This is a genomic window from Phycisphaeraceae bacterium (assembly GCA_020851465.1).
Taxonomy (GTDB): Bacteria; Planctomycetota; Phycisphaerae; order Phycisphaerales; family Phycisphaeraceae; genus JADZCR01.
This window is the reverse complement of sequence record JADZCR010000017.1, coordinates 198,319-214,816: the sequence shown is the minus strand read 5'-3', so window position 1 is coordinate 214,816 and position 16,498 is coordinate 198,319. Positions and strand designations below refer to the sequence as shown.

General features: G+C 59.3%; 12 protein-coding genes and 1 tRNA gene. 3 read left to right on the top strand and 10 right to left on the bottom strand.

Going from position 1 to position 16,498, the window contains the following annotated elements; all coding sequences use genetic code 11:
* Window positions 1–12: 12 nt before the first annotated feature.
* A complete protein-coding gene (gene hrpB, locus IT444_13660; protein ID MCC7193815.1) occupies window positions 13–2,514 on the top strand; it encodes an ATP-dependent helicase HrpB in 2,502 nt (833 codons plus the stop codon).
* Between the two features lie 89 nt (window positions 2,515–2,603).
* Here the strand turns inward: hrpB and IT444_13655 are convergent, their stop codons facing one another.
* The 3 genes from IT444_13655 to IT444_13645 all read right to left on the bottom strand — a co-directional run bounded on the left by IT444_13655 (window position 2,604) and on the right by IT444_13645 (window position 6,766).
* A complete protein-coding gene (locus tag IT444_13655) occupies window positions 2,604–2,933 on the bottom strand; it encodes a YkgJ family cysteine cluster protein (GenBank protein ID MCC7193814.1) in 330 nt (109 codons plus the stop codon).
* Window positions 2,934–3,207: 274 nt separating this feature from the next.
* Window positions 3,208–5,205 (bottom strand): ABC transporter ATP-binding protein, encoded by a 1,998-nt coding sequence (locus tag IT444_13650; protein MCC7193813.1) that lies wholly within the window; start codon window positions 5,203–5,205, stop codon window positions 3,208–3,210.
* Window positions 5,206–5,263: 58 nt separating this feature from the next.
* On the bottom strand, window positions 5,264–6,766 hold the full coding sequence (locus IT444_13645) for a hypothetical protein (GenBank protein MCC7193812.1): 1,503 nt from the start codon (window positions 6,764–6,766) through the stop codon (window positions 5,264–5,266).
* Between the two features lie 187 nt (window positions 6,767–6,953).
* On the opposite strand from IT444_13645, the gene IT444_13640 reads away from it, so the two are divergent.
* A tRNA-Gln gene (locus tag IT444_13640) sits at window positions 6,954–7,024 on the top strand.
* A 403-nt stretch (window positions 7,025–7,427) separates the two neighbouring features.
* Here the strand turns inward: IT444_13640 and IT444_13635 are convergent.
* A complete protein-coding gene (locus tag IT444_13635) occupies window positions 7,428–9,302 on the bottom strand; it encodes a DUF262 domain-containing protein (protein ID MCC7193811.1) in 1,875 nt (624 codons plus the stop codon).
* A 175-nt stretch (window positions 9,303–9,477) separates the two neighbouring features.
* Window positions 9,478–9,975 (bottom strand): glycoside hydrolase family 99-like domain-containing protein, encoded by a 498-nt coding sequence (locus IT444_13630; protein ID MCC7193810.1) that lies wholly within the window; start codon window positions 9,973–9,975, stop codon window positions 9,478–9,480.
* A 66-nt stretch (window positions 9,976–10,041) separates the two neighbouring features.
* On the opposite strand from IT444_13630, the gene IT444_13625 reads away from it, so the two are divergent.
* Complete coding sequence (locus tag IT444_13625; protein ID MCC7193809.1) at window positions 10,042–10,620, top strand: hypothetical protein; 579 nt, start codon at window positions 10,042–10,044, stop codon at window positions 10,618–10,620.
* Between the two features lie 328 nt (window positions 10,621–10,948).
* On the opposite strand, the gene IT444_13620 is transcribed toward IT444_13625, so the two are convergent.
* From IT444_13620 to IT444_13600, 5 genes are all read right to left on the bottom strand, one after another.
* Entirely contained in the window at window positions 10,949–11,266 is a 318-nt protein-coding gene (locus tag IT444_13620) for a hypothetical protein (protein ID MCC7193808.1), read from the bottom strand.
* A gap of 67 nt (window positions 11,267–11,333) precedes the next feature.
* Complete coding sequence (locus tag IT444_13615) at window positions 11,334–12,248, bottom strand: PDZ domain-containing protein (protein ID MCC7193807.1); 915 nt, start codon at window positions 12,246–12,248, stop codon at window positions 11,334–11,336.
* A 169-nt stretch (window positions 12,249–12,417) separates the two neighbouring features.
* Window positions 12,418–13,944 (bottom strand): aminomethyl-transferring glycine dehydrogenase subunit GcvPB, encoded by a 1,527-nt coding sequence (gene gcvPB, locus IT444_13610; protein MCC7193806.1) that lies wholly within the window; start codon window positions 13,942–13,944, stop codon window positions 12,418–12,420.
* The gene (gene gcvPA, locus IT444_13605) at window positions 13,941–15,326 is read right to left on the bottom strand and encodes an aminomethyl-transferring glycine dehydrogenase subunit GcvPA (protein ID MCC7193805.1); all 1,386 of its coding nucleotides are present in this window, start codon (window positions 15,324–15,326) and stop codon (window positions 13,941–13,943) included. The genes gcvPB and gcvPA overlap by 4 nt, the downstream gene beginning before the upstream one ends.
* Window positions 15,327–15,444: 118 nt before the next feature.
* Window positions 15,445–16,455, bottom strand: a complete 1,011-nt coding sequence (locus IT444_13600; protein ID MCC7193804.1) for a hypothetical protein — start codon at window positions 16,453–16,455, stop codon at window positions 15,445–15,447.
* Between the last annotated feature and the right edge of the window lie 43 nt (window positions 16,456–16,498).

Sequence of the window (16,498 nt, the reverse complement as noted above, 5' to 3'; positions counted from 1 at the left end):
TATCATGCTTCGATGCTGCCGGTCCTTGCGGTTGAATCCGACATCACACGCGCTCTGGCTGCGGGCAATCGACTCGTCCTTGCTGCGCCGACCGGGTCAGGCAAGACCACGCAGGTGCCTCAGATCCTGCATCGCAGCGGTTTGCTCGCTGCGGATCAGACGATCATCGTGCTCCAGCCGCGCCGGCTCGCCACCCGCATGGTTGCGCGTCGGGTCGCACAGGAGATGGGATCGCCGCTGGGTAGGTTGGTGGGATACCAGACTCGGCACGATAGCCAGATATCTCAACAGACGCGCATTCGTTTCATGACCGAAGGCTTGTTGCTGCGTCTGCTGCAAAATGATCCCGACTTATCAGGCATCGGCGCCGTTGTGCTTGATGAGTTTCACGAACGAAACCTCGCAGCAGACCTCTCGCTGGGTCTGCTCAAACAGTTGCAGGAGCGCACGCGCCCGGAGCTGCGCTTACTGGTGATGTCCGCGACACTCGATATCGCAATGCTGCGATCCTATCTGGCGTGTGCGGTCGTTGAGACAGGCGGAAAACTTTTTCCTGTTACGGAGCGATATCTTCCGCATCGCCTCACCGCGCCGCCGTGGGAACTGGCCGCACAAGCTTTGCGCGACGTGCTGGCTGAGCATGATGAAGGTGACGTGCTCATTTTTATGCCCGGTGCGTATGAGATACGTCGCACCATCGAGGCGTGCTGTCGCGTAGCGGGCGACGTCACCTTTTTCCCGTTGCACGGCTCGCTGCCTCCGCGTGAGCAGGATGCTGCGGTTTCGCCCTATCCGGGACGCAAGGTTGTCGTATCGACGAATGTGGCGGAAACCTCGATCACCATCGAGGGCATTCGTCACGTCATCGACAGCGGGCTGGGGCGGGTGCATCGTTACGACGCCAGGCGAGGCATCAACGTGCTGCGAGTCGAACCGATCAGTCAAGCCTCTGCGACGCAGCGTTGCGGTCGCGCCGGTCGAACCGCGCCGGGGACGTGTCGCCGTCTCTGGTCGCTCGCAGAGCACCGCGCTCGCGCAGCGCACGACACACCGGAAATCCGCCGACTCGATCTGGCGGAACCGCTGCTTCAGCTCAAATCGCTGGGCGTGACCAATGCGGCGGACTTTCCTTGGCTCGAACCTCCCGAACCACATGCGCTGCTGCGCGCCGAAAATCTACTGAACCAGCTCGGCGCTACGGATACAGACGGCCGGATCACCGCTCTGGGCAAACGGATATCCGCGTTTCCCACTCATCCGCGACTTGGACGGCTGTTGATCGAAGCGGAACAACGCGGCTGCCTGCAACGCGCTACGCTCTGGGCGGCACTGATCGGTGACCGCAACATCGTTACCGGCAAGGTGCCGCGAGACTTGATGTACGTCGCGGAAAACGAAACCGCATCCGATCTGACGGTGCTTGAACGAGTCTTCGAGAAAGCATCCGCGGATCAATTTCGGCCATCGACATGCGCATCGCTGGGTGTCGATCCGCTGGCGGCCCGTGAGGTCGCGCAGACTCAACGGTTGCTCGAACGGGCAGCCCATACTCCTGCCACAGTTACGACATCTCCCGCTGCCTCGGAAACCGCTGCGATAATCAAGTCACTCCTTGTCGGTTTCCCCGATCACGTCGCGGTGCTGCGTGATGCGCATAGTCGGCGATGTGCGATGTCCGGACAAAAGCGCGTGATGCTGGAGAAAGAAAGCGTGGTGAACCGACCGGGGCCGATCCTCGCTCTCGAAGTGCGCGAGATCGGCCGGGGCAACGAGTCGCAAGTTACGCTTAGCCTCGTAAGCCAGCTTGAAATCGCCTGGCTCGAAGAGCTGTTTCCCCATCGACTCAGCAAACGCACCGTGGCACAGTGGAATCCGGAAACGCGCTCCGTCGAGGAAGTCGAGGAATACCGCTTCGATGATCTCGTGCTGTCGAGCATCACCAGGCCGCGTGCCAACCCCGATGCAGCCGGTGAAATACTGGTGGACCTGATTCTCCGTAAAGAATTTAAGCTCGATCAGTGGGATGACAAAGTTGATGACTGGATTGCGCGGACACGGTGCGTCGCCGCATGGTTTCCCGAACGAAAGCTCATCGTCTATGACGAAAGCGATCTGCGGGTGATCCTGCTGGAGTTCGTTGCGGACGCATCACAGCACGCACAATTGCGCGATCGGCCGCTGCTGCCAAAATTGCGTGATGCTCTTTCATGGGACGATCAGCGATTAGTGGAGACGATGGCGCCATCGGAGCTTTCGCTACCCAGCGGCAGGAAGATGAAACTCGAATATCAGCCCGGCCAGCCGCCGCGCGGACGGGCGAAGATTCAGGATTTGTACGGCCTGGCAACCACGCCGCGCATCGCCGGCGGCCGTGTGCCCGTCGTGCTTGAAATCCTTGGACCCAACTATCGCCCGCTCCAGGTGACGGAAGATCTCGCGGGATTCTGGACCAATCTCTACCCGACACTGCGCAAAGAACTCTCACGCCGTTATCCGCGCCATGAGTGGCGATGAATCACGTCATACCGGGACGACAGCATGGAACAAGTTATCCATGCTGACATTTTTCTTTGACAGGCAGCAAGACACATCGAGGATTCGGATCAGCAGTCTGAGGAGTCGCGAGCCTCCGATCGTCTGACGCTTACATTCACGGTCGCTGACCACAGCTCAACGCATTCATCACCGCCGAGCTCAAACTGACGACAGACTTCAGGGCGATGGTCGTAATGCAGGCACACACGTTTAACACGGTCGTACCAGAGGCATCCGCCTGCCGCAACGCCGGCTACCAGAGCGCGTTCGACCTCACGACGCAGCACCTTGGGGAGCACATCAAGCTCATTAGGCATAAACGGCGGCACGGATTCGCGGGCGCAACATGCTCCGCATTGATCGCAAGAGGTCGGGTGCGGTATCGAGTGAAGGGGCATGGGATGTGTGTTCAATTCATCAGGTCAGGAACCACTGCACGTAGCACTCGTCATTGATCCGTAGAAAATGACGGAGCAGCTTACCAATCTCTTACTCCAGACTCCCCGTGCGAGTTGTGTGTCCGGGGACGATTGTTTCCATTATCGTCAGGTCGCGCTGGCAGCCAAGGCCGTCAAGTCATTTCCGCCGACTCCCTTCGCCGCGAGCGGCATTGCTAAATAAAAAATGGGAACAGCTTGGCGCACCAGGAAAATCGTGTCGTCGATTTCGCAGCTAAATACGGGGGATCGCCATTGCTGGGTGAGTCTGCAGCTCCACCATCTGCCGATACCGTCCGCTGCGTGACATCAACTCCTCATGGCGGCCCTGTTCGACGATTCGGCCGCTCTCGAGCACGAGTATCCGATGCGCATGCGCGATGGTGCTCAGTCGGTGCGCGATCACAAAGCTCGTCCGCCCTGCCATGAGCGTGCGAAGACTGGTTTGAATCAATCGTTCGCTCTCGGTGTCGAGATTGCTCGTCGCCTCATCGAGGATCAGTATCCGTGGGTCAGCAAGAATCGCGCGGGCAATCGTCAACCGCTGCCGCTGTCCGCCGCTGAGTTTCACGCCCCGCTCACCGACGTAGCTGTCGTAGCCATCGGGTAACTCCATGATGAATCGATGGGCGTTGGCCTGCTCTGCGGCACGGATGATTTGATCCCTGGTCGCGTCGCGCCGACCGTAGGCGAGGTTATCCGCGATTGTGCCGTCAAACAGAAACGTATCCTGTTCCACAATACCCAGCAGTGAGCGGTAGCTGTCCACCTCGATCTGCCGCAGGTCCGTGCCGTCGAAAGTGATGGAGCCTTCGGTCGGATCGTAAAACCGGGCGATGAGGTTACAGAGCGTCGTCTTACCCGCGCCGCTTGGACCGACCAGCGCGATCATCTCACCCGGCGCAGCATCGAGATTGATGTCCGTCAGCACGGGTCGGTTGTTGCGCGGATAGGTGTAGCCGACGTTGCGCAGCACGATCCGTCCGGCGGGGGTATCCGGCGGCAGCACCCGTGCGCCGAGCGGGCTGGGCATTTCGCGCGGCTCCTCCAGGATATTGAGGACTCGATCCAACCCCGCCAGGCTGTTTTGGAACTGCGTCGCACTGGACGCCAGCGTCTCAAGCGGTCCGAGCAGCCAGCCCAGGTACGCCAGGAACATCACCAGATCGCCGATGGTCAGCGCCTCGCCGGGTGCGAGTGTGCCCGCTGCGACACGAGCCGCGTCGTCGAGGATGCGATTACCGCCATACCACAGCAGCAATGCCGACGCGGTGGGAATGAACAACGCCCAGGCGATGTCGATTGCGCGGCTCCACCACCACGCCAGAATTTCCTGTCGCGCCAGCAGGTGATTGTTACGGGAAAACTGCGCAGCCTCGCTGCGTTGTCGGGAAAAGCTCCGCACCACCCGCATCCCGCCAAAGGTTTCCGTCGCGTGACTGTCGGTGAGTTGCCTTGTAGCGCGGATGTCGGAAAAGAGCGGTCGAATGCGGCTGATCCACGTCTTATGCGTCATCCAGACAACGGGAATCAGCACGAGCGAACCCAGGAGCAGACGCCAATCGGTGACGGCAAGAATAATCAGACTGCCGAGAAGCTGGATGACAGCACGGAACGGGTTATAGAGCAGCGCGAAAACCAGTTCCGCGACACCGCCCGCATCTTCCCGCAACATGCTCGCCGCACCGCCGGACTTCAACTCATACACGCGGTGGAGCGGCAGGCGCACGGCGTGTTCGAACACCTTACGGCGAACGGACACCTGCATCCGCTTGGTGATGCGTGTGGCCTGCCATCGTGCGGTCATGCTGATGAGGATCGCAAACGACGAAATCGTAATCATGCTGACCATGACAGCTGTCAGCAGATGGCGCGGTTCCTCGACGTAGGGCAGCCAGCGTGCTGCACGTTCGGGCAACGGTTTACCGCCGAGCACGTTGTCCACGACGAGCTTGGTGCCATAAAGCGGCACCAGACCGATGAGCGTGGCGAACCCCGTACCGACGAGCGCCAAGGCCATGGCGGTTCGGTGCCCGGTCATCAGACGGATGAACTCACGGAGCAATACCGCGAACGATCGCTGCCGCTTGTGCCCCACGCCCGGCGTCGTGCCGATGCCCGGATGCCCCAGCGCAGCGTGCATGTTTTCGAGTGGCTTGCCCGTCTTGGCGCGCTCTCGCGTCTCGCGGCGGTATTCACGGAATCGGTTACGACTGCTCTTGGGGGCGGGCATGCGTGGACATCTTAGACAAGAAAAGCCACAACGCGGTTACTTATCGACGCAGCTCCCATTATTTCCAGCTCGTCAGGTCCAGCTCCGCCTCCTGCGTCTGCTGGGCGGTGATTTGAAATTTCCGGATCCGCGCTCCGCCGCTGGGGCCTTCAACGTAATGGTGTCCGTCCTCGACGACCCACAAATACTGATGGTCCGGCGTCATCTTCACCGCGCTGGGATCCATGAACTCCGGCTTGTCCGCAGCATCGCCAACTTTGCCGAAACGGTCGATCAGTCGTGCGCTGTCGCCATCGTCCCAGAAGAGCAGCACCTCCCCGCCTCCGCCGCTGTCCCAGTACGGCCCTTTGCTTGGGCCGTGGTCCGCAACCCAGAGGAGACCGTTGGAAAAGCTCGGACCCGTCAGCCGTGCGACGCCACCCGGCGCGGACTGGTTCCAGAGACGTTTGAATTCCTGGCCGTTGTCGAAATATTTGGTAATCGAATTCTGTCTGCTGACGAGATAAAGATTGCCCGTGCCATCAAGCGTCATGCAGGGCGAGAGGCCGACATCCTCCGACAACTTGATCGAGTACAGAATGCCGGTGAATCCGGGCTTGGTCGCGTCGTACACGCGCAACATGCCGTAGGCCGTAGGGAAATAGAGTCGGTCGCCCGGCCCCATCACGAGCGTGTTGACCCAGCCTGTCGCCTTTGAGCCGAATGGCTGGTTATCCCACCCGCCGACCGCAAACTTGAGCCGCTGCCCGTTTGGATCGTAAGCGATGGCTTCGTGATAGACCGAACTGGTAAAAATTTTTCCGTCACTGCTCAGCGTAAATGACCGGATGGCTGCGTTCCGATCCTGCCAGAGTCTGATGCGGCCCGCCTCACCGAAGGTCGGATCGACCTTGCCGTCGCGTGAGAGTTTCCAGATCGACCCGCCGTTGAGTGTGGTCTTTGCGATGTACTCCAGCCGCAGGCGTTCGAGGTCTCTGAGCTGCTCCTGATCCGCAGGGGTGAACTCCTTGAGTCGAAAACGAATGTGCGCATTGCGTTTGTCGCTCATGACCACGGTGTCGCTGCCGATGCGGTAGTAGCCGCCGGTAAATCGCCGGCCGTTGGTGAGAGTCCATGTACGTTTACGGATGATTTCTTCGGGTAACTCGCCGATGTCGTTGCCTTCCTCCATGACGAAGATCGCGTCATGGGTGAACGCGATTTCACATGGATTGGTCCAACGGCCGTTAACCGGGCCGTCGAGTTTATCCACGTATGTCAACGACAGGCCGTCACGATAGCGGAGGATGTAACGGCTCGGCGCAAGCTTCATCGCGTGACTGAGCACCACCGTCTGACTCGACCGCGAGCGACCCGCCCAGAGAGTCCGCAGCACTTCGCCCGTCGCAGGGTCAACCAACTCAAGCAGCCGCGAGCTGATGGCCGGCAACTCCGCCAGCTCGATGTGAACCTGCTTCCCATCAGCCGACGGGCGCACGGCCATCGTTGGCGCATCCTCGCCCCGCGCCGCGGCCCAGGACAAACCACAAACCACCAGAACAACGAAATACCATCGAAACATAGAACTCAATCCTCTGAACGAACAAACCTGCGATAGCGTAATCGGAAAACACACTCGACCGCGGAGCAGGCAGCCGCAGCCAAATGCCTGAACGCCGGCCAACCTCGACAAGGTTGACGGGAAGCCCCCGGTTGTCATACGATTCCCCTGCTTTCGCCGATGATTTTCTCGATCAGGCGGGAGCGTTTGGGGATTGGTGTAACGGTAGCACGACTGGCTCTGAACCAGTTAGTCTAGGTTCAAATCCTAGATCCCCAGTTAACAGCCTTTCTGAATATCCGCGAATAAGCCAGCGGACACGATGACTATTCTGTCGATTCCGTGACACACCATATCTGACCCGGTTGTGTAGCTGCGACCCCTGCTTGCGGGCATTCGTTAGATGGGTGTACTCTGAAAAATATCGACGACAAGCAAAGCTGTCATCAGGCGCGGGGCTGGGCTGCTGCGGCCTGTTCCGCCAGGCGATCTGCGGGGACAGGTCGGCGTTGCATGGGTATCTCACGGGCCGGGGTTATTGATCTTCCGGCTTGACGAAGGACTGAAACTCCGCGGGGGGAATGTTCTTTCGCTTGTCGGCATCGTGCTTGAATGTTTCAGCTTATGTCTTAGTTGTCATTTTTCTCAGATGCTTTGGCTTGAGTCTTTGCCATAGGTCCGTTCATTCCTCCGTGTCGGCATCAACGAGTTCTTCATCAGATTCCTCGTCGGAGGTTTCGTCAACTTCGATTTCGGGTTCGTTGGAACCGTGGGTGTTCACCACCGGCTTGCCCATTGCGCTCCCGATGAGTTCCGAGAGAGCTTGAGTCCGAGCGGAATAAAATCCCTCAAAATCATCTGAACGAAGAAATCGCGGCTCGATGAGGTGGGAACGAAGAATATCATCGAGCTTTGCGGGAGAAATGCCGGTGCTGGTCTCAATTTTTCTCAAATAGATCGATGGTGCATTCCCACCGATGATTTGATTGGATTTCGTCGAGAGAGGCGTTTTGTTGATGATGCTGTCGTAAACCTTCTTATCGATTTCGTGGTCCTTGCACCACTTTTCCGGAAAAATGTGATGGACGTCAATCTTTTGATTGAAAAACGTCATAAGCTCAAACGGATTCCCGTTAATGAAGTCGAGGCAGCCGCGTCGCATCAGTAAGGCGTGAATGGCCTTGTAGGCTGCGGCCAATCTGCCGCGAAGCGACCGAAGGCGATCCTGCTGAAATACCGCCTCTGATAAAGTGCGCGGCTGTTCTCCATCGTTGCCGATCCACTCGACAAGCTCCATGAAATCTCTCGCCATGATGGTTTCCGCGCCTGTCCCGTATAGTTCGCCAAGCGCGCCAGCCCAGAACCAATCTGTAATCTTTCCCTTGGCGGGCACAGTCTGCGCCTTGGAATCGAGCGCAGCAAAGATGGCGGCGAGGGTCACAATCTGCTGCGGGTATGGGACATCCCGACTGGAGATGATCTTTTGCTCATTTAGAAACGCAGCCGCCAGCATGAAGCTTTCCTCCAAAGTATCTACATGCTTTTTGAAGGCAGTGAGCGGCAGAGCCAGCATCGCGTCGCGGTTGCAAAGTACCGGCGGGAGGTCTTTGCCCTTGGCTCCCTCTTGCACGCGGCGTGATCGGACTTCACGCGTGTGGAGCAACGTACACGCCTGCATGAAATGGGTACTTTCCATTCTGGCCAGAACGTGTCTGCGTTGATGGTCTGTAAGCCGTTGTTGAAGCCCGGACTTTTTGTGTTCTCCATTCCAGGCGGCGCGAAGGTCAAAATTATCGGCGGCGTAGATGGCGGTGAGCAGCTCAAACGGGTCGAGCTTTTTCCCTCCGACGTTAACCTTTTCAAAAACAAGGCAAATCGCCTCACGGCTGTTGCGCTTGTCGAGTCGGATAATGGGCATTTCGTACCACTCGATCATCTCCACGACTTGCTTGTAGAACTTCTTCTCCAAATCGACCACATCCCGGCCTCGGGGCTTCCAATAGTCGCGCCAGCCAAAAAACCAATCCTTGCTGTCAAATGTGAGATTGAGGGGAAACATATCGTGCTCGTACTCGCGCTCGCGGGAGGAAAGATCGAGCACGATTTCTTTGCCGAAGTTCGTCCGCCTGATGCGGTCAGCAGGCACACCCTCGATCGCATCGAGCAGGTCGGCGGTATCGTTGACCGACTTTTTGATGTCCAAGTAGTAGTACCGCTCGATTTCGACCTTCTTGCTCAAACGTGTACGCACGGGCTTCTTGGAATAAGTCGCCTGATACAGCGATGTGACTCGTTGCTGGCCGTCGAGCAGCAGTTCTTCGGGATCGTGAGACGCCGCATCGACGCCCGCCAACGAACGTGGTTTGAACCTGACTTCACTACCGGCTTCGAGAGTCAGCAACGCCCCAACAGGGAATCCCTTGCAAATCGACGCGATCAGGCTTCGCACATCCTCATCGAGCCACACGTAATCGCGCTGAAAGTCGGGAAGTTGCAGCTTGCCTTCATCCGCTTTGCGAAGGATGTCTTTGAGGTCTTCTTTCGTCGAGTCAAACATCTGGTTTCCTTCTAACCCAAGGTGCCTTCGTCACGCGCCGATTCCACTTGGGAAATGAGCAGGATGGGCGATTTACCCGCGGCGGTTCTCTGATCTTCACTCACCGATCTTCACTCACCGTAAAAATCATACCTTCGCCCGGTAGCGGAGCGGTCCTCAGCTTGCCGTTCTGAAATTAGTCTCCCAGTGCCGCCTTGACGGCTTCGACATACGCCAGACCGGTGCGCTTCTCAGGCAGAAGGTAGCTGGACTCTGTCCACTCATTCCAGGAGTTGATGAACACGGCGTTGAAGCGCAGCTGGTGTTCCTGCGCCTGTTTGCGGGCCAGCTCACAGAGCCGACGGAACTTGTCCGGGGTGTTGCCGACGACGATGGGACAGTACGGGTAGTCGTGGCGGCCGGTCCGCGGATCGGGAGGGAACGGCCAGGGCAGGCTGGGATCGCACCGCGCTGTAACGTCCCAGCCCATAGTGACGATCGGCGGGTTGGGCAGCGCGGTCTGCGCCATCTCGTGCCAGTATGCCTGGTGCTGCTCGATGAGGTCGTCGTACTGCATCGTGAAGTTGTCCGAGACCTTCGGCGTGCTGACGATGTTGTAGTTGCCAGTGCTGGCGAAGCCGGCGTCGGCGATGCAGCGGTCTCCGAGAGGAATTGCGTGGTAAACTGTGCCCAATGGCCCGCGATGGTCGCGGGCTGGAGTCCAACCAGGAAAATGTATGGTTATACGCTTGGAGGCACAATGACCACCGAAACGAGCTCCGGCGCCGCCTCCACCTATGTGTGCCCGCAATGCAAACAACCGGTCAGGATGAGCGGGAAGCCAAAGCGCAGTTTCATGGGATTCGCACGAATTCCATGTCCTTCCTGCAACACGGAGTTCCGCTATCCTCTGGCGACCTCGACTGTTGTCGTCTATTGGCTTCTTCTGCTCGGAAATGTCGCCTACCTCGGATTTGTCCTATCCCAAGGCCAGGGGTTCGTTCCGAACCCCATCGGAATCGTGCTGCTGATTTACGTGGTCATCTGCCTTGTGAAGAATAGCAGTCTCAAGCGATCCGTTGAGGAGCTTGGCAGGAGTGCTATTGATGTTCCCCCGGCCCAAGTGGTCAGTGTTGAAGATGGAATGCCTCGCGGCACGATTCGCTGGTATCATTGGATGTTCATCATCATCGCCCCGTACGTTGCATTCCCATGGGGAATCGTAAATCTTATCACAAGGAGGAAACGCTCCGGCCTGTTGTTACTCGTCGGTTCCGTCGTGTGGTATGCGATTGTCATGGGCATGATCTTCTTCATGTCGCTCTCAAAGCACAAATAGCCGTCCGCCAACGGCAATCGTGACGAAGAACTGCTCTTGGCGGCGCTGGGCGGAGGGCATAGCCGGGACTCCAGGTGTGGGGCAAGGCGGCGGGCGCGACAGTGCAGTCTAGCCGATGCGGATCGGCGGACGACTACGGTTAAGTGTCGGTGAGAGCGGCGAGCCATGAGATCTGCCGAAACACGCCCCACTTCGCCAGAGGCGCAAAGTCAAACATGCGACAAGTGCGCTGCGAAAGGATTGGGAATGCTCTGGCTGCGACCTCTGCTTGCGGGTATTCGTTAGATGGGCGTGCTCTGAAAAATATCGACGACAAGCAAAGCTGTCATCAGGCGCGGGGCGGGGCTGCTGCGGCCTGTTCCGCCAAGCCGTTCTTTCGCAATTTGAAATAGATCATCACACCCCCCACGGTCACCAGCGTGTAGGGAATCGCGAGCATGAGAAGGATCGAGTAGTAAAACCCCTCCGCCAACTGCGGCGAAGACGCCCCCGAAGGATTATCCGGCAGGCCGGCGGCACGATCCGCCTCCGCACTGGCGGCACTGGGCAGATTCTCGGCACAGGTCGGACACGCGCCGGATTCAACGCTCAGCAAGGTGACAACCAAAATCATCGCGACGGCCAGCTTGATCCACGAGGTTCGCATATTCATTTTCCGAAATCAGGTGCAAGGCGGACCACACATTATGACCGCGCCGGACTGACGAATCCACTCATGGGATCAAATCGGGCTTTGCCTGAGGAACCGGGGGCGGCTCTGGCGCGAGGCGACCTCTGTTTTCACGCCCATCACGCAGGTTTGGCTCGACCAGCTCATTGCCCTCCTCCATTTCCAGCAGTTGCATCTGGAGTTGCATCAGTCGGTCGTCGGCGGCGTCGAGTTCTGAATCAACCGGCGCATCAGGCGAGGGCAGCGATGGCAGGTCCGCCTGAAGTGCCGCAGCCTCTGGAGACAGTTTGGTGAACTCGCGAGCCTGCTCCGCCCAGCGTGCGGCAAGTTCAGGGCGAAGCGTTTCGCCGTCCATCTGGTAAATCGACTGAAGTGCCACACGAGAGGCCAACCGCATCGTGACTTCGATGCGCTTTCCGTCGCGGAGTACCCCGACCTTGGCGGAACGCGCCAGCGGATGAGCCTTGACCATTTCGATGAACATGCTGATTCCGCCCGCGTCCGTGCCGGGGACTTCTCTGCCGTCGAGAGACAGAATCAGGTCGCCGGGCCTGAGCATCGCATAGGCGGGGAAGCCCGGATAAGTGATGCCCACACGTGCCGCCGGCTGCGTGACGCCGGCGACTTCACCCGGCGCGATCATGGGCAGCAGCGTCAGCCCCATCGACGATGCGCCGCCGACCTTCGTGGCGTCTTCCTGAACGACACGCAGAAAGTGATGCCGTGATGCGTCGAGTATGCGCTCGCGCTGCTCCGGCAAGGAAGCCGAGGCATAGAGCCTCAGAAAAGTGGGTTGGTCGAATGCTTCGTCGGTCAGCATCCGATGCGACGCCTCTTCACGCACCGCGTAATCCGGACTTTGCAAATCGCGCAGCAAGGACGGCTCATCAATCGCGCCGTTGCCGACCGCAGCCAGACTCAGCAGTATGCCGACAATCCAGAGCACGATGCATCGCACGAGCAAACCTCCGAAATCATCATCCGTGGACGACAGGCTTCACACCCGTTCGATCCGTCGAAACCGTCTCAGCAAACGGGAAAGCATGACGATTCACGGCAATATGATAGGCTCGAACGGAAAACAACAGGCAGTCCGTCGCACCACGGCAGCGCGTTTGATTCAGAGATCAGCTTGCTGTCAGCACCGGCGTCCGGGCCGCAGCCACTTCATCGAGTCGGCGCACCGGCGTCTGACGCGGAGCTTCCTTCAACGATTGCGGGTCTCGCTCGATCTCATCGGCGATCTGATTCATCGTCTCGACGAAGCGATCGAGCGTCGCCAGGCTTTCCGTCTCCGTCGGCTCAACCATGAGGCAGTCGTGGACCGGCCAGTGCATCGTCGGCGGATGGATGCCGTAGTCGATGAGACGCTTGGCGATGTCCACGAGCGTCACGCCGCGGGAGAGCAGATTGCGCGGGACCGTGACGAACTCATGGGCTGCGAATTTTTTCTGCTCCGGCTTGAAATAGGGCATCTCAAAGCGATCACGCAGGCGGGCAGCGAGGTAGTTGGCGTTAAGCACTGCCGTCTGACCGACGTTGCGCAGACCGTCGGGTCCGCAAGCGGCAATGTAGGTCCAGCAGCGCAGCAGGATACCGAACTGTCCAAAGAACGACCGCACCTTGCCGATGGTATGCGGTCGATCTGAGTCGAGGAAATATTCCGTGCCCGCCGACGCGACTGGACTGCCGCTTCGTCCGTCGTTTCCTGCTGAGCGATTGCGTTTCTCGACCTGCGGGACGGGTAGATAGGGCGAGAGGAATTTCCGCACCGCGATGGGGCCGGCGCCAGGCCCGCCGCAGCCATGCGGGGTACTGAAGGTTTTGTGCGTGTTGTAGTGCATCACGTCCACGCCGAAATCGCCGGGGCGCGAGACGCCGACAATCGCGTTCATGTTCGCGCCGTCGAGGTAGAGCAACGCACCGGCATCGTGGAGGATTTTTGCGATCTCAATGATCGTGCCGTCGAAGATACCCGCCGTGTTGGGGTTGGTAATCATCATCGCCGCGGTCTGATCGTTGACCAGCGAGCGCAATGCGTCGAGATCGACCATGCCTTCTTTGGAAGGAACGCGAATGACGTTGGTGCCGCACATGGCGCAACTGGCTGGATTCGTGCCGTGCGCAGTGTCGGGCGCGAGGACGTTACGACGATCAGGCGCGTTGCCGCCCCTGGGATCATTGAAATAAGCACGGATGACTTTCAGTGCCGCGTACTCACCGTGAGCACCGGCGCAGGGCTGGAGCGAAACCTCATCGAGGCCGGCGATTTCCGCGAGCCAGTGCCGCAACTCGTAGAGCATCCGGAGCGCGCCCTGAACATCCGCATCGTCCTGGAGCGGGTGCAACCCTGCGAAGCCGGACATGCCCGCCGCAGCTTCGTTGATCTTGGGGTTGTATTTCATCGTGCACGAACCGAGCGGATAGAAGTTCGCATCGACGGAAAAATTGCGCGCACCCAGATGCGTGTAGTGACGCACCAGATCGAGCTGGCCGACTTCAGGAAGTCGCGGCGCAGCTGTGGCGCAAAGCTCAGTCGGCAGCGGAGCGGCGGGTACATCCAGTGCGGGCAAATCCGTCGCGCGGGCACCGGGTGTCGATTTCTCGAAGATCAGCGGCACGACGCCATCATTTCCTTGCAGGGTCTGACTCATCGCCCCACCTCCCGCAGCAGGCTCACCAGCGCGTCAATCTCGCTCCGGGAGCGTTTTTCCGTGACGGCCACGAGCAGTTGCTTTTCGTTTCCGATACCCAGCTTCGCACAGTCGATGCCGGGCAGAATATGTCGGTCCCGACCGGCGTCGATGATTTTCCGCGCGGGTACCGGACAGTTGAGCACGAACTCATGAAAGAAGGCGCCGCGATGCGCCAGTGCGTAGCCGGGCAGTCCCGCCAGCAGGCCGGCAGCATGGTGCGCCTTGTGAAAGCATTGCTCAGCTGCCTGACGCAGACCCTGCGGCCCCATTGCGCTCAGATAAATCGTGGCGCGGACAGCCAGCAGTCCTTGATTCGTGCAGACGTTGCTCGTGGCTTTCGCGCCGCGGATGTGCTGCTCGCGGGTCTGGAGTGTCAGGCAGAAACCACGCCGCCCCTGCGCATCGGCGGTCTGTCCCACCAACCTGCCGGGCATGCGGCGAAGCAGACTTTGCCGGGCTGCGAAAAGTCCCAGCCACGGCCCGCCGAACTGAAGCGGCACGCCCAGCGGCTGCCCCTCACCCGCGGCGATATCCGCGCCGCAGTCGCCCGGTCGCTTGAGCAGACCGCAGGCGATCGGATTGAAGAGCGCCACGCCGAGCGTACCGGCGGAAGCTCCATCAGCTGTCTGACTTTGGTGTGCTGCGGCGAACAGGCTGTTCCAGTCTTCGATGAGGCCGAACACGTTAGGCGACTGCACAACGACGCAGGCGGTGTCACCACGGCCCAGCTCCAGTTGCTTGCGCACTGAGTCGAGGGCGATCGTGCCGTCGGCCGTCGCGGGAATCTCAATCAACTCCGCAGGCAGATCGGTCAGGTACGTGCGAATCACCGCGCGGTAATGCGGATGGAGCGTCGCTGCCACGAGCACACGTCGCCGCCCGGTTGCGTTGAGCGCCATGAGCACGGCTTCGGCAGCGGCGGTCGCGCCTTCGTAGAGCGACGCATTCGCCACATCCAGCCCGGTGAGCCGGCAGACCTGCGTCTGAAACTCGAAAAATGCCTGGAGCGAGCCTTGCGATGCTTCCGCCTGATACGGCGTATAAGGCGTGACAAACTCACCCTTGGTCGCAAGGTCATCCACCACGGCAGGAATGAAATGGTCATAGGCTCCGCCACCCATGAAACAGGACTCTGCGGCACTGGCGGCGGGACGATTCAACCCGGCAAGACGCGCCAACTCCCGCTGAAGCTCAAGCTCACTCCGAGCCGGGGGCAGATTGAGCAATCCGCGCAGCCTCGCGCCGTCGGGTAGCGTCGCGTACAGGTCTTCCACCTTGGCGACACCGATGGCTGCGAGCATCTGCGCCCGCTGTTTTTCCGTGATCTGAATGTAATCCATGCGATATCCCGCTCTCTTTCGGGAGAGGGAGTTTACGGGCGGCTGCGCGCGGGAGCAAAGAGCAGGACCCGCACTCCGCTGAACTCATCCAATCAGGTTGTTTTCACTCGCACAACCATTACGGCAGCGGGACATCCTTGAGCGCAAAAGGCACCTGCTTGAGGGCAAGCTCGGTCGCAACCGTGACCCTGACCCCGCTGACCGTGCCGGTGAAGCCCTGGAACTGACCCTGCATCGTGACGGTGACGGTGTTCTGCTCAAAACTGTGCGGATTGTGAAAGAGGTTTTCCGCTTTGGCGAGCACCTGACCCGATTCGTCAACCAGTTCGAGATTAGTCATCACCGGCGGCGTGGACATCGCAGACTGCCAGGGCTGCTGAGGGTCCAGTGCCGGTTTGCTGAGTTTGACGATGACTGACGCACTGGTCTGTGCCTGCTGGAACTGCTCGACCTTCAGCGTGATGTCCTTGGAAAGCTCCGCCGTCTCACCTGCCTCAGCTTTGAGTGTTTTGGCTTCGGTCTTGACAACGGTCACCAGAGGAACGTAACCCTTGAGCGATGATATTTTCGTCGGAGTGGCGCTGATGCGGTCAAGCTGAATGCCCGTTGACGACTGCACGGCTCCGCCAGAAATCTGAATGAATTGATAGTTGATAATGCGCGGCGTGACGTTATCACCAAACGCCTGAATGATGTCCTCCCGGCTTTCCCGCAGCGACTTGCCGTTCTGATCGTTGGCTTCGAGCAGCACGAGCGGATTACCCATCGCCACGACTTGTGAATTAGCGGGCAGGTTGACATTTCCTGATATGGACAGGGTGTAGTTGACGTTGTTCGTCGCCAGATCGATCTGACCCATCCGCATCAGCGAGCGCCATTGAATCGTCGCGCCTTCGAGTACCGGGCCGGCATCGTTTGTTTTTTCGACGACCGGAGACTTCTTGTCGGCGACCGCTGCTTCGGCTTTTTCTCCCGCCGCTTCGAGGGCGGTATCGACCGCCGACTTCACCGCCGACTCATCAAGCTTGACCGCGGGAATCGCCGGCGACGGCTCCTCGGCGTGGAGCGAGGACACAACCATCGGGCTCGACAGCAACGTCAGACCAAGGACCGGAAGAAGTTTGCGCATCGGATTTCCTTCAAAAAGGTTGGCGAACAGGTCCGCTATGTGG

What these genes read in the sequence shown, in the direction of transcription:
- IT444_13650 (MCC7193813.1), bottom strand. Translation starts at nt 5,205, where the DNA reads ATGCCCGCCCCCAAGAGCAGTCGTAACCGATTCCGTGAATACCGCCGC.
- IT444_13620 (MCC7193808.1), bottom strand. Translation starts at nt 11,266, where the DNA reads ATGCGAACCTCGTGGATCAAGCTGGCCGTCGCGATGATTTTGGTTGTC.
- IT444_13625 (MCC7193809.1), top strand. Translation starts at nt 10,042, where the DNA reads ATGACCACCGAAACGAGCTCCGGCGCCGCCTCCACCTATGTGTGCCCG.
- hrpB (MCC7193815.1), top strand. Translation starts at nt 13, where the DNA reads ATGCTGCCGGTCCTTGCGGTTGAATCCGACATCACACGCGCTCTGGCT.
- gcvPB (MCC7193806.1), bottom strand. Translation starts at nt 13,944, where the DNA reads ATGAGTCAGACCCTGCAAGGAAATGATGGCGTCGTGCCGCTGATCTTC.
- IT444_13635 (MCC7193811.1), bottom strand. Translation starts at nt 9,302, where the DNA reads ATGTTTGACTCGACGAAAGAAGACCTCAAAGACATCCTTCGCAAAGCG.
- IT444_13600 (MCC7193804.1), bottom strand. Translation starts at nt 16,455, where the DNA reads ATGCGCAAACTTCTTCCGGTCCTTGGTCTGACGTTGCTGTCGAGCCCG.
- gcvPA (MCC7193805.1), bottom strand. Translation starts at nt 15,326, where the DNA reads ATGGATTACATTCAGATCACGGAAAAACAGCGGGCGCAGATGCTCGCA.
- IT444_13645 (MCC7193812.1), bottom strand. Translation starts at nt 6,766, where the DNA reads ATGTTTCGATGGTATTTCGTTGTTCTGGTGGTTTGTGGTTTGTCCTGG.
- IT444_13655 (MCC7193814.1), bottom strand. Translation starts at nt 2,933, where the DNA reads ATGCCCCTTCACTCGATACCGCACCCGACCTCTTGCGATCAATGCGGA.